This is a genomic window from Paucibacter sp. XJ19-41, assembly GCF_028462495.1.
GTDB lineage: Bacteria > Pseudomonadota > Gammaproteobacteria > Burkholderiales > Burkholderiaceae_C > Roseateles_E.
Genome location: NZ_JAQOWX010000139.1, coordinates 1 through 13,235, shown reverse-complemented (window position 1 = coordinate 13,235; position 13,235 = coordinate 1). Strand labels below are relative to the sequence as shown.

Here is a 13,235-nt window from a genome sequence, read left to right as displayed (position 1 = left end):
GCCCTCGGCCTCGGGGCCTGGTGGCAGTGGGGCGGCGGGCCGGCACCGGAGACGGCGGCACCGGCGGCCTCGGCGGCCAGTGCCGTGTCCGCACCGGCCCCTGCACCGATCTCCACACCGGCCTCCGCACCGGCCTCCGCACCGGTCTCTGCACCGGTGGCTGCCCCGGCCTCTGCAGCGCTCGAGCCGGCAGTCTCTGCGCCATCGGCCGCGTCGGCCGCGTCGGCCGCCGAGTTGGCCCCGGCGCTGCCGGCCTCCGAGGTCCAGGTCGCGGCTTCGGCGCCTGATATCCGTCCGCGCCTGGTGCCATCGCCGCGTCCCCGCCCGGACGCGCCCGGCGCGGCGTCGGCCGCCACGGCCGCCTCCGATGTGCTGTCCCGCGAGCTGAACCGCCGCCCCGATCCGCCCCAGGCTCTGCCGCAAAGCCGAGGCGAACCCAAACCGATGCCAGCAGGCAAGCAGGTGGCCCTGGTTGGCCCGGCGCAGGCCAGCAAGGCCGAGGCCGAGGCGCAGTTGGAGCGCATGCGCGCGATGCTGGGCCAGACCGTGCGCGAGCCCGACAGCTTGCAAGCGCAGGTCTTCCAGACCCACGAGGGCTGGCGCGCCGCGATCTGGCCCTTTGCCAGCCGCGAGCAGGCCCAGCTGATCAATGCCACGCTGATTGCCCGTGGACTGAAGACCCGGGCGGTCGACTTCTGATTTCTGCCGCAGAATGCGGCCCATGCTGACCGTCAACAAACTGANAGCAGGCCCAGCTGATCAATGCCACGCTGATTGCCCGTGGACTGAAGACCCGGGCGGTCGACTTCTGATTTCTGCCGCAGAATGCGGCCCATGCTGACCGTCAACAAACTGATCGCCCGCGGCCAGGGCCTGGCCCCGGTCCTGCTCAAGCGCGCCGCCAGCGTCGAGCTGGACTGGGATGTGCGCCAGAAGAGCCGTTTCGACGCCACCGACAGCCAGGGCCGCCACCTAGGCGTGTTCCTGCCGCGCGGCACCGCCGTGCGCGGCGGCGATGTCCTGGTGGCCGAGGACGGCTCGCTGGTGCGCGTGATCGCGGCGCCGCAGGCCGTGCTTGAAGTGTGCGCCTGCGCCAAGCACGGCAGCCCCTTCGACCTGCTGCGCGCCGCCTACCATCTGGGCAACCGCCATGTGCAGCTGGAGCTGCAGCCCGAGCGCCTGCTGCTGGAGCCCGACCATGTGCTGGCCGATATGCTGCGCCAGATGCATCTGATCGTCAGTGAGACGCACAGCGCCTTCGAGCCCGAGGCCGGTGCCTATGCAGCCGAAGGCCATGCTCACCATGATCACGGCCATGCGCACAGCCATGCCGCGCCGGCACGCGGCAAGCCGATCGGCATCGCCGTCGCTGCAGCGCCCGCGCCGCATGTGCACGGCCCCGGCTGCAAGCACTGAGCGCCGATGCCGCGTGTTCGCCCGGCGCCAGCGCCGCTCACCGCCAGCGCCTGGCTGCAGCTGATGCAGCTGGCCTCGCCGGCCCTGCCAGTGGGCGGCTTCAGCTATTCGGAAGGCCTGGAGGCGGCGGTCGAGTCCGGTCGGGTCACGAACGAGGCCACGGCCACGCGCTGGCTGCTGGACCAGCTGCGCCTGGCCCTGGGCCGCGCCGACCTGCCGGCCTGCGCCAGCGCGATGCGGGCCTGGTTGAGGCAAGACCTGGCACGGGTCAGCGAGCTCAACGACTGGCTGCTGCAGACCCGCGAGACCCAGGAGCTGCGCCTGCAGAGCGAGCAGATGGGGCGCTCGCTGCTGGAGTGGCTGCGCAACAAGGGGCTGGGCGATGCGCTGAGCCAGGCCCAGCTCGCCCATCTGGCCGCGCTGCGCCCGGCGCCGAGCTGGCCCATCGCCTTTGCACTGGCCGCCGCTCAAACGGGGGCGCCGCTGCGTGAGGCCATGCTGGCCCATGCCTTTGGCTGGGCCGAGAACATGGTGGGTGCGGCCATCAAGGCCGTGCCGCTGGGCCAGAGCGCCGGCCAGCGCATGCTGCAGGCGCTGAGCGCCGAGATCCCGGCCAACGTCGACGCTGCGCTGGCGCTGCCCGACAGCCAGCGCCAGGCCTTCACGCCGATGCTGGCCATTCTCTCGGCCCAGCACGAGGCGCAGTACTCGCGGCTGTTCCGCTCCTGATGCGCGCTCTGGCCGCGCTGCTGCTGGTCGCCTGCCAGGGCGCAGCGGCCGAGGCCTTGCTGGAGCGCTTCTCGCACACCGCCTGGAGCGTCAACGAGGGCGCGCCGGCCGATGTCTGGACCCTGTCGCGCTCGCAGCGCGGCTATCTCTGGCTGGGCACCGGGCTGGGGCTGTATCGCTTTGACGGCGTGCGCTTCGACCGCTACCCGCTGGGCGAGGGCCAGCGCCTGCGCTCGACCAATATCAATGCGCTGATCGAGCTGCCCAACGGCGATGTCTGGATCGGCCTGTTCGCCGGCGGCACCGTGCGCCTGCGCGACGGCATCGCCAGCGCCCATGGCGAGCCGCAGGGCATGCCGCCGGGCCGGGTGCTGCGCTTCGCACAGACAGGCGATGGCACGCTCTGGGCCGCCAGCGCCGGCGGCCTGGCCCGTTATGAGCAGGGACGCTGGCAGACGGTGGGTGCGGACTGGGCCTACCCGGCGGCGGCGGCCGACTATGTGTTCGTCGACCGCCGCGGCACGCTGTGGGTCGCGGCGCCGGACACGGTGTGGTTCCTGCCGGCCGGCGAGCGCCGGTTCCGCCGCAGCGGCGCCCTGGTCTCTCGCCAGGCCGTGCTGGCCGAAGATCCGCAGGGGCGGATCTGGGTCTCGGACGCCTTGCTGGGCACGCGCCCGCTGGGTGCGGTGCCGGAGCAGCGCCGGCTCGCCGGGACCGCGCCGGTGGTGCAGGCCAAGCAGCTGCTGTTCGCCGGCGACGGCAGCCTGTGGCTGACCGATGTGCGCGGCGGCGTGCTGCGGCTGCCGGCACCGCAGCGCATTGCGAGCGGCCAGGCCCTGGTGGCGGCCGATCTGCCGGAGCGTTTCACGCGCCAGCAGGGCCTGCCGGCCGATGTGGCCGTGCCCCTGGTCGAGGATGCCGAGGGCCAGGTCTGGGTCGGCACCAATTACGGCATCAGCGGCTTCCGGCAGCGGCGGCTGCGCGAGGTGCCGGAGCTGGCGCTGAAGCCCCATCACGGCTTCACCATCATGGCCCATGCCGACGGCGTGCTGGCCACCAACTGGGACCAGCCGCTCTACCTGGCCCCGCCCGCGCCGCCGCAGCTGCGAGCGCGCCGGGCGCCGGTGCGGGCCGGCACGGCCGCGCCCGACGGGGCCTTGTGGGAGGTCGACAGCGAGGGCATCTGGCGCAGCGCCCCCGACGGGCGCTGCCGCATCGAGCTGGGCGTCGCCCCCCGCGTGCTGGCGCTGGCGCCCGATGCCGGCGGCGGCGCCTGGCTGGCCGTGGACGAGGCCGGCATCTTCCACGCCGACTGCGCCGGTGCGCGCCGCGAGCGCTCGGTCGAGCGCGGCAGCACGCTGCCGACCGCGATCGCCACCAGCGCCGATGGCTCCGTCTGGTTCGGCTACGACGACGAGCTGCTGCGCCTGGCCGGGGGCCGCGTGAGCCGCTACACGGCGGCCGACGGCCTGCTGGTGGGCCGGGCCACGACGATAACGCCGGCCCGCAAAGGCGGCGTCTATGTGGCCGGCGAGGCCGGCTTTGCGCGCTTTGACGGCCAGCGCTTCGGCGTCGTCAGCGCCGCGCAGGACGAGGCCTTCGCCCATATCACCGGCATCATCGAGATGCCCGACGGCGAGCTCTGGCTCAACGGCGGCCGCGGCCTGCTGCGGGTCGCCTCTGCCGATGTGGACGCGCTGTTTGCCGGGCCGCAGGCCCGGCTCAATTACCGCCTGCTCGACTGGCGCGACGGCCTGCCCGGCGTGGCCCAGCAGGCCCAGCTGACGTCCACCGCGCTACGCGATCGCGCCGGTCGTATCTGGGTGTCCACCAATCGCGGCGTGGCCTGGATAGATCCCGGCGATGTACCGCGCAATGAGCGGCCGCCGCCGGTCGAGATCCAGAGCCTGCGCGCCGGCGACCGGCTGCTGACGCCGCAAGCCGGCATGCGCCTGCCCGAGGGCACGCGCACGCTGGCAATCCGTTTCACGGCGCTGACCCTGGCGGTGTCGGACCGGGCGCGCTTTCGCTACCGGCTCGACGGCATCGACGGCGACTGGCAGGAGGCCGGCCATCGGCGCGAGGCGGTCTATGCCAATCTGGGCCCAGGCCGCTACCGCTTCCACGTCATCGCCGCCAATGCCGACGGAGTCTGGAATGCCGAGGGCGCGACGCTGGCCTTCGAGATTGCGCCGCACTTCTGGCAGAGCCCGGTGTTCCGGCTCGCCGCGGTGCTGGCCGCGCTGGCGCTGGCCTGGAGCCTGTACCTGCTGCGGGCCCGCGCGATCGCGACCCAGGTGCGGCTGCGGCTGGAGGAGCGCCACCGCGAGCGCGAGCGCATCTCGCGGGAGCTGCACGACACCTTGCTGCAGGGCTTCCAGGGGCTGATCCTGTCCTTCCATGCGGCCACGCAGCGTATCCAGGATCTGGAGCTGCGCCAGTGGATCGAACGCGCCATCGAGCGCGCCGAGGCCGCGATGATCGAGGGCCGCGAGCGCATGCGCGAGCTGCGCCATCTGCCCGAGCTCGGGTCCGCGCTGGAGGACGCGCTGGCGCTGGCGGGCGCGGCCCTGGTTGCCGAGGGCTGCGCCTTCCGGGTCAGCGTCAGCGGCGACCGGCGCCGACTCAGCCCGCTGCTGTGCGACGAGCTGCTGCTGATCGTGCGCGAAGCCCTGAACAATGCGGCCCGCCACGCGCGCGCCGGCAGCATCGAGGTGGCGCTGATCTTCGAGGATGAGGGCCTGCGTCTGCGCATCAGCGACGACGGCATCGGCATCGCCGCGCCCGTGCTTGAGCGCGGCTACCGCGAGGGGCACTACGGCCTGAGGACGATGCGCGAGCGCGCCCGGCGCCTGGGCGGCACCCTGGCGATCGGCGCCGGCCCGGCCGGCGGCACCCAGGTGGAGATCAGCCTGCCGGCGGCGCTGGTCTATGCGGAGGGTGGCGGCGGCTGGTGGTCGACGCTGTGGCGGCGCGGCAGACAGGGTGGGCAGGCTTGAGAGCTGGGGCCATTCCGGGGGACTTCGCTTGCGCGGAGATGCGCCCTCATGCATCATCGGCGCGCCTGATTCTGCGGCGACGCTGTCTTGGATTGCCGCGTGGATCGACCGAACAATATCCCTGTGGAGGATCAGATGCCCCGTAGTTTGCTGATGGTCGCCGCCTCGGCCTCGCTGGCGCTTTCGATGTCACCCGCCGCCGCCCAGACCACTGAGAAGAACGAGTTCGATCTCATTTGCCCGGGTATCGGCGAACGTCTGGAAGCCCATGAGCACTACGGCTTCGACTGGGACCGCAAGCAACACAAGTATGTTGGCCGCAACGATATCCAGTACGACAACGCAAAGATCGAGGGGAGCGCGCAAGTCGAAATCCACGAGGGTCAGGGACGCATCCGGCCACCGAAGCGCTTGCTGCCCCTGCTCGCATCGGGCGATCATGACGGCTGGTGGGATTTGCGCGACTTGAGAATCGACGCCAACAGCATCAAGGCCTCGTACAGGCTGAACGGACTCAACCAGCCCACAGTGGATATCGACCGGCGCAGCGGACATATCCGCATCGTGGGTATCGAAACCTTCGAGGGCAGTTGCAGCTCCTTCGATCCCGACAAGAAGCGCTTCTAAGGCGGCGACTGCTGTTTTCGTACCCGCTGCGCGCCAGCAATTCACGATCTTGGATGCCCGATGAAAGTTGCGCCCGCCTGGCCTGTCGCGCTCGCCGTCTACCTCGGCTACAACGCCATCATCTTCGCGACCTGGGCGACGGTGGGCGCCGACTACCGCAATCTGGTCTCCGCTGACCGCGTGCTGAGCAGCGTCGTGCTGCCGATGGTGCTGGGCGCCCTCTTCCTCGCGGCGGCCGTGTCGCGGCTCGGCTGGTGGCGACCGGTGCTGTTCGAGCCGACCCGGGCCCGGCCGCTCTGGGCGTTGGTGATCGTCGCGATCGCGATTACAGGCTTCGTCGGCACCAGCGCGCTGGCGATTCCCTGGTCATCGTTCGCGCCGCAGCATCTGCTGCTGCTGGCCCTGGGCACGCTGCTGGTGGGCTTCAATGAGGAGACCCTGACGCGAGGCGTGCTGCTGACCGGGCTGCGGGGATCGACCTCCAGCGAAGTTCGCGCCTGCCTGCTGTCCACACTGCTGTTCGGTGCCATGCATCTGCCCAACGCGCTGTTCGGCATGCCGCTGATCGGCGCGCCCATCCAGTTCCTGCTGGCCAGCCTGATGGGTTTTGCGCTTTACGTGCTGCGACGCTGCAGCGGCAGCTTGCTGCTGCCGATGGCCGCCCATGCGGCCTGGGACTTCATCTCGATGTGCTCGCAGGCCACGCAGGCCCAAAGCGAACTCTCGCCCTACTTCCAGTTCGGCGCCTACGGCGCGGCGATCATCGCCGTCATTGCGGTGCTGCGGTATGGCCGCAGCGACGAAAGCGGCGATACGCCACCAGCGCCGCAACACCCCAGACGAGCGTGACCACCACGCTGTTCTCCGGACCGAAGGCCCCACCGCTCAACCACTGCGGCGCCGTATCCACCGGCCGGAGATGGACGATGCCGGTCGTGTAGGCATTGCCGCTGACCGGCACATTGAACACATTGCCCTGGAACCAGTTCCAGCCGGTGTGGATGCCGCAAGCCATCCACAGCGAGCCCTGACGCAGCGCGACGAAGCTCGCCAGGATCGCGAACACAGCGATATTGATGCCGGCGACCGGCAATATCCCCTCGGTGGCAAAGTGCACCGCCGAGAACAGCAGGCCGGGAAGCAAGATGGCGAGCCACCCCGGCAGCTGCAGCGCGGCCGTCTGCAGCAGATAGCCGCGCATCAGTGTTTCCTCGGTCGAGCTCTGCACCGCCCAGACCACGAGCAGCATCACCACCGGCAGCAGCGCCGCTGTGCCACCGAGGGCCTGGGCCGGCGACGGCGCCAGCTGGTACTGCCCGGTGGCCAGCAGGATCAGCAGGCTCAGCGTGATCATGCCGGCCCCGATCAACAGGCCGATGCCGAATTGGCGCAGCGGCGCGCTGTCACGAAAACCCACCGACGCGAACGCGCGCCGCTCCTTGAATCGGAGCCAGAGCCACAGTGCCAGCAAGGCCCCGGCATTGGTGAAGAACTCCATCCACTGCGCGCCGAGCGAACCGGGCGTGCTCGCAAGGACCATCCCGTACAGAACGCTCACCACCAGGCCGACCGCCACCACCCCGACGCCAAAGATCAGCATCGCCGCCAGCCACCAGGCCGTGGGTCGGCTGGTTTCGGTCGCGCCCCGGACGAGCGCTGATTCGCGCAGATTCTCGACATTCATGAGTGCCCTGCTCCCACCTTGAAGTGCAAAGGAATCGACGGCGGGCCAGTGTCCGCGCCCGCCGGCGTCCGAGTCTATCCGCCCTCTCGGCAGCGGCGCGATGCTCAGTGGCCTGCAGCGACCGAGTCGCCCGAGCGCTTGCTAGCTAGCTGCCGGCGCGCGACTGCCAGGCCGCAGCGCTCCAGGTCGGCGCGGCCTCCTTGATCAAGCGAAGGATGTCGGCCGGCAGGTCGCCCGCGCCCGTCAGCTGCCGGACCTCCAGAACATCGTCCGAGCCGAAACCGGACGGCGCGCGCAGCGCCCACTGGATCGCCTCATCGAGCGAGCCCACCTCGATGAGGTAGAAACCGCCGACCAGTTCCTTAGACTCGGCAAAAGGCCCGTCCACCAGATAGCGCCGGCCATTCGCCACCGCGATGCGGGCGCCCGGCGCCGCCGGGTTGAGGCCCGCCGAGGCGACCAGCACGCCGGCCTGATGCATCTCCTCGTTGAAGCGCATATAGGCCTTGAAGAGCTCCGGGTCGAAGGCCGGCTGCCGTTCGCCCGCACTCTTCTCGTCCGCACTTGCCTGTGCCGTGATGATGAATCGCATGTCCTGCCTCCGAATGATTGGCTTGTTGCCCGGTGAAGCTACGACGAGCGAGCGGCGGGCCGATCGACAAGGGCATTGTCTTGAAGGCACGCTTGTCGTGGAACTGGCGACTGGCGTTCGGGGCGCGCGGCGCCGGCGGAGGCAGAACAACAATATGGCAACGCTCATGCGTTCGCCCGCCCTGCCAGCGAGTCCATCGGACTGCGAACGCCGCCGCCACCGACCTTGAGCACATGGGTGTAGATCATCGTGGTGGCCACATCGGCATGCCCCAAAAGCTCCTGCACCGTCCGGATGTCGTAGCCGGCTTGCAGCAGGTGGGTCGCGAACGAATGCCGCAACGTGTGCGGCGTGGCCGGTTTGTGAATGCCAGCGGCCGTCACCGCCCGTTTGAACGCGCGCTGAAAGGTCTGGTCGTAGAGATGGTGACGACGGATCACGCCGGAGCGCGGGTCCGTGGAGTGTGTGGCCTGAGGAAACACCCAGAACCAGGCCCATGACGCGCCGGCCCTCGGGTACTTGCGCTCCAATGCATCGGGCATGGCGACACCGCCCTTGCCTGCGGCCTGATCCGCTTCCCAGTAGACGCGCGCTCGGGCCAGCTGCTCCCGCAAGGCCGGCAGCAGCGAATCGGGCAGCATGACGACCCGATCCTTCGCGCCCTTGCCCTCTCTGACGATGAGGGCGCGATGATCGAAATCCAGATCCTTCACCCGCAGTTCAAGCGCCTCGCTGATCCTCAGCCCGGTCCCATACAGCAGCTGGGCCAGCAAGCGGTGCTCGCCACCCTCCAGCAGCGCAAAGATGCGCGCGAGTTCATCCTGGATAAGCACGACCGGCAGGCGGCGCTGGACGCGCGGGCGACCGATCTCCTGCATCCACGGCAAATGCACGCCGAGCACCTTGCCATAAAGAAACAGCAGGGCCGACAGCGCCTGGCGATGCGTCGAGGCGGCAACGCCTCGCTCGTTGGCAAGCCAGGACAAAAATGCTTCGACGGCATTGGCGTCCAGCGTGCTGGGATGCTGCAGCCGGTGAAAACGGATGAAGGTCCGGCACCAGTAGGTATAGGCCTCCTCGGTACGTTGGCTGTAGTGCAGGAACCGGATGCGTTCCCGCAACTGATCCATCAGCCGCACCGAGCGCAGCGGCGGCAAGGCAGCCCCGCCCGAAGATTCTGGCGGCTCCCTCCGGGGGGTGATTGACACGCTGGGCATGCGAACCTCCAATCCCGACGGCGCGCACTGCCAAGCATTAACCCCGAGCGCCCAAACCGCCCCGACAAGGGAAACTCACAGCGTGCCGCTTTCGCCGGCCTTTAATACTGTATAAAATAACAGTACAAATGCAGGAAATCAAGCAATGGCGGGGCCTGGCAGCCGATGGAGCCGCCGGCATTAGGGATCAGCTCCCGGTGTTACGCGGCAAAACTGTCTCCCCACAACAAAGTTAAACCGCACAAGGATGCGAAGGACTACTAAGGCGATCGCTGGAGCAGTTGGACTTGCGGCGTTGGCTGCGCTGTCCACGTGGGCCTATTTGCGCCCGTCCGGTAGCGTGCCGCTTGGCGAACCCGTAACCTTCGTCTTTACAAAGGGCGCATGGGTTGAATGCCTAGCCAATCCTGAATCTCAGGTCGTTGTCGTTTCTGTGGAGGCCGATGGCTTTGTGATTCTCGAACGCACGCCAAATATCAAGTCGGTTATGCAGGATCCCAATGGCACTGCCCAGTGCAATCGCATCGGAATAAGAGCTGCGACCGCGCCTGAGAATTTCTACGTGCCATTCAGCACCCTGCATAAGGTTGTCAACGGCAGGCGCGTCTTTTGGGAGAACGCGGGTGCGGTTTAACCCTTCATTGCAGCGGACCTGCGCCAGCTGCGCTGGCTGGTCCGCTGAATTCCAACGTTATGCAGCAGGCTAATCCTTCATCGGCGGGCCGTTCTTGGCCGGGCTCGCGCGGCGATCACGCGGGACAATTGGCATTGCCGTTCGCGAGTTCTGGCATGCCTGCGCCGGTGTCAGGTCTTGCCCGCCGTGATCTTGCCGGTAAAGGCCAGGCTGATCGTTCGCTTTTCTTGGAGCGCTGTCTGCCGCATGGTCAAGCACCAGCCTGTCGCCTCGGGCGTTTGCCACGAGGGTGTGGCTCCGGGCCGCAGGTTTCGTTTTCCACCGGCGGGGCTTTCAATATGGCTCCGCATAACCGGTCGCTCCAGCGGACGGCTTCGCCGCCCGCTGAGCTTTCACGTTGAACCGCAATGAAAACAGTCACGCTCGACGGAGCCGCCGTACAGGACGAGCCTTCGTTTCACGCGGAGTGCCAGCGAGTGTTCGGCTTTCCCTCCTTCTATGGCGGCAACATGAGCGCATGGGTCGATTGCATGGGCTACTTGGATGAGCCGGACGCGGGCATGTCCGCAGTTTCAGTACAGCCGGGCGAAATTTTGGTTGTAGAAGTCAAGAGCGCTAGCGCATTTAAGAGTGCTGCTCCCAGCCTTTGGTTGGCATTTCTGGAGTGCGTCGCCTTCGTCAACTGGCGGCGCGTCGAGGGCGGGGCAATGCCAATCCTTGCGGTATCAGCCTATGCATAGCAGCCCATTCCGGTTCAACTGGTCGCTCGAGCGGACGGCTACGCCGCCCGCTCAGCTTCGACGTTAGGCGGCGTGTCGTGGTCAAGTCTTTTCGGACACTCCGATAAGGCGGATTTGAAATTCAGTGGGCTACCACATGCTGTTGCTCGTACTGGCAAGGGGACTGGTAGCCCAGCGTCGAATGCAGCCGCACGGCATTGTAGAAATTGACGATGTAGTCGGCGATGTCGGCCTGCGCCTCGGGATGGTTGGCGTAGTCGCGCTGCCAAACCCGCTCCATCTTGAGATTCAGGAAGAAGCGTTCCATCACGGCGTTGTCCCAGCAGTTGCCCTTGCGGCTCATGCTGCAGACGAGGCCGTGGCGGGCCAGCAGCGCGGTGTGGGCGTGGCTGGCGTACTGACTTCCTCGGTCCGAATGCACGATCAATCCCGGTGCCGGCTTGCGACTGGCGATGGCCAAGCTCAATGCCGTGCACACCAGTTCCGCAGGCATGCTTGGCGCCATCGCCCAGCCGACGATCTTGCGCGAGAACAGATCGAGCACGACCGCCAGGTACAGCCAGCCGCTGCGGGTGCGCACGTACGTGATGTCGCTGACCCAGGCTCGATCCGGCGCGGTCGGCTTGAATTGCCGATCCAGCACATTTGCCGCGACCGGCAGGGTGTGCCGGCTGTCGGTGGTGTGGATGAACTTGCGCCGCCACCGTGCGCGCAGCCCGCCGACTCGCATCAACGTGCGGGCCTTGTGGCGGCCGACGTTCAACCCTTGCGCTTTGAGCGAGGCGCTCAGCCGCCGACTGCCGTAGCTGCGGCCACTGGACTCAAACGCGGCGCTGGCATGCGTAGCCAGGGGGCAGGTCTTGCTAGGCTGCTGACGCCGCTGGCGGGCGGCATACAAGCCCGAGCGGCTGATGCCCAGCACCCGGCACCACTGACTCACCGAGGCCTTCTTCGCGTTGACCGGTGCGGTCACCAACTCGTGAATCACTTCAATTCCCGGGCGAAGAAGGCCGACGCTTTTTTTAGTAGCTCGCAATCCGAGCGGAGTTGCAGGTTCTCAGCTTCCAGTTGCCGGATACGTTGCTGCTCAGGGGTCAGCGGTCTGCCGATTCCGGGGCGCCCGGCTGCTTCCTCGTCGAACTGCTTCAACCAGCTGCGCACAGCACTGTCAGTCAAGTCCAGGTCCTTGCAGACCTGCGAAACCGTCAGGCCCTGCTCTCGGATCATCTTCACTACTTGCAGCTTGAACGCAGGTTCCATGTTCCGGCGTTCGCGGCGGGGCTTCTTCTCTGTCATGCTCTTCTTCGTCTCAGGGGCTAAAGGCCCTTATCGAGGTGTCCAACAAAATTGGACCATGACAGCGCAATCCCCACTCGCACCCGGTTGTGCGCACTTGGCGCCACTCCGCGACGCCTCGTCGCACGCAAGGTGCGTCGCCTGTTCATGGCGTCAACACTGGCGGCCTGCAACAACCTTCCGCACCGCCATGTTCACGCATATACCTCTTTGGGTCTTCGCCGTTCTCGCTGTGCTCCTGGGCCTCGGCTACTTGCAGTCCCGCACTCGGCAGGTCAACCCGGCTGTCCTGCGCTTCGTCGCTCTCGGCTTCCTCTGCTACTCCCTCTGGGGTGTGGTCGGCTCTTTTGGCCCCGGTTGGCTGTCTCTGGCGCCTTGGTTCATCGGCTTGGCCGTCGCTGTTCTCGGCACTCGCGCTTCCTATTGGGCTCAAGGCATGTCCTTGGTCCCCGACTCCCGCCGCGTTCTGGTCCCTGGCAGTTGGCTTCCGCTTGGGCTCATGCTCGGCATCTTCGGTGTCAAGTTCGCACTGGGCTTCGCAGCTGGCGTAGGCGCTCCCGTCATTTCTGGCAGCCCCGGGGCAGCGGCCAGTGCTCTCGCGCTTGGTCTGCTCAGCGGTCTCTTCGCCGCACGGGCACGCGCCGTCGTCTCGGTCGCAAAGCAAGCACGCGCCGCCTAACATGTCGGTCAACCGGAGCGCCAACGGCTGGCCACCTTGCCCGCGAGGCGCTCACTGTCTATCCTGCGCCTCGCGGGCAAGGCGTCCATCCGTCGTCGCCCGGTTACCTCTACGTTGGGCGTCGTCAGGAGACCCGCATGACCGATGAATGGAGCAGCTCGGAGAAGAAAATTGCTCGCCGCGTCTTTGATGCAGCACTGCATCGCGAACTGGCTGAAGTCCTGCAAACCTTCAAGGCCATGGCGGCGAGCGCGAGTGATCCGGAAAGCATGTGGTCTACGGAAGATTTCTTGTCCAAGTCGCGGCGCGAAATTGACAGCAAGTACGACTACAGATATTCGCAGCTTCACGTTGTCTTTGGCCGACTGCTACGGGAGGGGCGGATATCTGAAGAAGATCTATCTGGGCTTTCGGAAAGCAAGATGAATGTCATCTTGCGAATCGCTGCATTTTGAAGGCCCTGCTGCCAGCAAGAGCAGTCGCCGCCCCCACCCCAAACCCCACCACCGCCGCGCCCGCCGCCAGCGCAAAGCCCTGCCCCGCCAGCGCCCAGACCAGCCAGGGCAGCAGGCAGGCGCTCGCCATGCCGGCCGTGGCCGCAGCCAGCATGCGCCGGGGGCCG

14 protein-coding genes and 1 pseudogene are annotated in these 13,235 nt (G+C 67.5%); 10 read left to right on the top strand and 5 right to left on the bottom strand.

Annotated features, from left to right (window positions below):
• The 6 genes and pseudogenes from PO768_RS24825 to PO768_RS24800 all read left to right on the top strand — a co-directional run.
• A pseudogene (locus tag PO768_RS24825) lies at positions 1 to 699 on the top strand (hypothetical protein); the annotation flags it as partial.
• A 135-nt stretch (positions 700 to 834) separates the two neighbouring features.
• Positions 835 to 1,416 carry an urease accessory protein UreE gene (ureE, locus tag PO768_RS24820; RefSeq protein ID WP_272648175.1) on the top strand — a complete coding sequence of 194 codons (582 nt, stop codon included), beginning with the start codon at positions 835 to 837 and terminating at the stop codon, positions 1,414 to 1,416.
• Positions 1,417 to 1,422: 6 nt separating this feature from the next.
• Positions 1,423 to 2,145: an urease accessory protein UreF gene (locus PO768_RS24815; RefSeq protein WP_272648174.1), complete on the top strand. Its 723-nt coding sequence runs from the start codon at positions 1,423 to 1,425 to the stop codon at positions 2,143 to 2,145.
• The gene (locus PO768_RS24810; RefSeq protein WP_272648173.1) at positions 2,145 to 5,144 is read left to right on the top strand and encodes a sensor histidine kinase; all 3,000 of its coding nucleotides are present in this window, start codon (positions 2,145 to 2,147) and stop codon (positions 5,142 to 5,144) included. The genes PO768_RS24815 and PO768_RS24810 overlap by 1 nt, the downstream gene beginning before the upstream one ends.
• 135 nt (positions 5,145 to 5,279) lie before the next feature.
• Complete coding sequence (locus tag PO768_RS24805; protein ID WP_272648172.1) at positions 5,280 to 5,771, top strand: hypothetical protein; 492 nt, start codon at positions 5,280 to 5,282, stop codon at positions 5,769 to 5,771.
• A 60-nt stretch (positions 5,772 to 5,831) separates the two neighbouring features.
• A complete protein-coding gene (locus PO768_RS24800; RefSeq protein WP_272648171.1) occupies positions 5,832 to 6,620 on the top strand; it encodes a CPBP family intramembrane glutamic endopeptidase in 789 nt (262 codons plus the stop codon).
• Here PO768_RS24800 and PO768_RS24795 read toward each other — a convergent pair.
• From PO768_RS24795 to PO768_RS24785, 3 genes are all read right to left on the bottom strand, one after another.
• The gene (locus PO768_RS24795; protein WP_272648170.1) at positions 6,541 to 7,455 is read right to left on the bottom strand and encodes a CPBP family intramembrane glutamic endopeptidase; all 915 of its coding nucleotides are present in this window, start codon (positions 7,453 to 7,455) and stop codon (positions 6,541 to 6,543) included. The genes PO768_RS24800 and PO768_RS24795 overlap by 80 nt on opposite strands.
• A gap of 145 nt (positions 7,456 to 7,600) precedes the next feature.
• A complete protein-coding gene (locus tag PO768_RS24790) occupies positions 7,601 to 8,047 on the bottom strand; it encodes a YciI family protein (RefSeq protein ID WP_272648169.1) in 447 nt (148 codons plus the stop codon).
• Positions 8,048 to 8,211: 164 nt separating this feature from the next.
• Positions 8,212 to 9,264: an integron integrase gene (locus PO768_RS24785; RefSeq protein WP_272648168.1), complete on the bottom strand. Its 1,053-nt coding sequence runs from the start codon at positions 9,262 to 9,264 to the stop codon at positions 8,212 to 8,214.
• Positions 9,265 to 9,559: 295 nt separating this feature from the next.
• On the opposite strand from PO768_RS24785, the gene PO768_RS24780 reads away from it, so the two are divergent.
• Together PO768_RS24780 and PO768_RS24775 are read left to right on the top strand one after the other, a co-directional pair.
• The gene (locus tag PO768_RS24780) at positions 9,560 to 9,898 is read left to right on the top strand and encodes a hypothetical protein (RefSeq protein ID WP_272648167.1); all 339 of its coding nucleotides are present in this window, start codon (positions 9,560 to 9,562) and stop codon (positions 9,896 to 9,898) included.
• 407 nt (positions 9,899 to 10,305) lie between these two features.
• A complete protein-coding gene (locus PO768_RS24775) occupies positions 10,306 to 10,638 on the top strand; it encodes a barstar family protein (protein ID WP_272648166.1) in 333 nt (110 codons plus the stop codon).
• Between the two features lie 121 nt (positions 10,639 to 10,759).
• On the opposite strand, the gene PO768_RS24770 is transcribed toward PO768_RS24775, so the two are convergent.
• Positions 10,760 to 11,934, bottom strand: a protein-coding gene (locus PO768_RS24770; protein ID WP_272648165.1) for an IS3 family transposase whose coding sequence is annotated in 2 segments (ribosomal slippage) — positions 10,760 to 11,652 and positions 11,652 to 11,934 — 1,176 coding nt in all. Because the reading frame shifts where the segments join, the coding sequence is not laid out codon by codon here.
• Here PO768_RS24770 and PO768_RS29350 point away from each other — a divergent pair.
• Complete coding sequence (locus tag PO768_RS29350; protein ID WP_442953296.1) at positions 11,897 to 12,613, top strand: DUF6622 family protein; 717 nt, start codon at positions 11,897 to 11,899, stop codon at positions 12,611 to 12,613. The genes PO768_RS24770 and PO768_RS29350 overlap by 38 nt on opposite strands.
• Before the next feature lie 137 nt (positions 12,614 to 12,750).
• The gene (locus tag PO768_RS24765; protein ID WP_272648164.1) at positions 12,751 to 13,068 is read left to right on the top strand and encodes a hypothetical protein; all 318 of its coding nucleotides are present in this window, start codon (positions 12,751 to 12,753) and stop codon (positions 13,066 to 13,068) included.
• Here PO768_RS24765 and PO768_RS24760 read toward each other — a convergent pair.
• On the bottom strand, positions 13,043 to 13,235 hold a 193-nt coding region (locus tag PO768_RS24760; RefSeq protein WP_272648163.1), incomplete at its 5' end, for a hypothetical protein. The two genes, PO768_RS24765 and PO768_RS24760, sit on opposite strands and share 26 nt — an antisense overlap.

Coding starts and splice junctions, on each gene's coding strand:
- ureE (WP_272648175.1), top strand. CDS start 835: ATGCTGACCGTCAACAAACTGATCGCCCGCGGCCAGGGCCTGGCCCCG.
- PO768_RS24815 (WP_272648174.1), top strand. CDS start 1,423: ATGCCGCGTGTTCGCCCGGCGCCAGCGCCGCTCACCGCCAGCGCCTGG.
- PO768_RS24810 (WP_272648173.1), top strand. CDS start 2,145: ATGCGCGCTCTGGCCGCGCTGCTGCTGGTCGCCTGCCAGGGCGCAGCG.
- PO768_RS24805 (WP_272648172.1), top strand. CDS start 5,280: ATGCCCCGTAGTTTGCTGATGGTCGCCGCCTCGGCCTCGCTGGCGCTT.
- PO768_RS24800 (WP_272648171.1), top strand. CDS start 5,832: ATGAAAGTTGCGCCCGCCTGGCCTGTCGCGCTCGCCGTCTACCTCGGC.
- PO768_RS24795 (WP_272648170.1), bottom strand. CDS start 7,455: ATGAATGTCGAGAATCTGCGCGAATCAGCGCTCGTCCGGGGCGCGACC.
- PO768_RS24790 (WP_272648169.1), bottom strand. CDS start 8,047: ATGCGATTCATCATCACGGCACAGGCAAGTGCGGACGAGAAGAGTGCG.
- PO768_RS24785 (WP_272648168.1), bottom strand. CDS start 9,264: ATGCCCAGCGTGTCAATCACCCCCCGGAGGGAGCCGCCAGAATCTTCG.
- PO768_RS24775 (WP_272648166.1), top strand. CDS start 10,306: ATGAAAACAGTCACGCTCGACGGAGCCGCCGTACAGGACGAGCCTTCG.
- PO768_RS29350 (WP_442953296.1), top strand. CDS start 11,897: ATGTTCCGGCGTTCGCGGCGGGGCTTCTTCTCTGTCATGCTCTTCTTC.
- PO768_RS24765 (WP_272648164.1), top strand. CDS start 12,751: ATGACCGATGAATGGAGCAGCTCGGAGAAGAAAATTGCTCGCCGCGTC.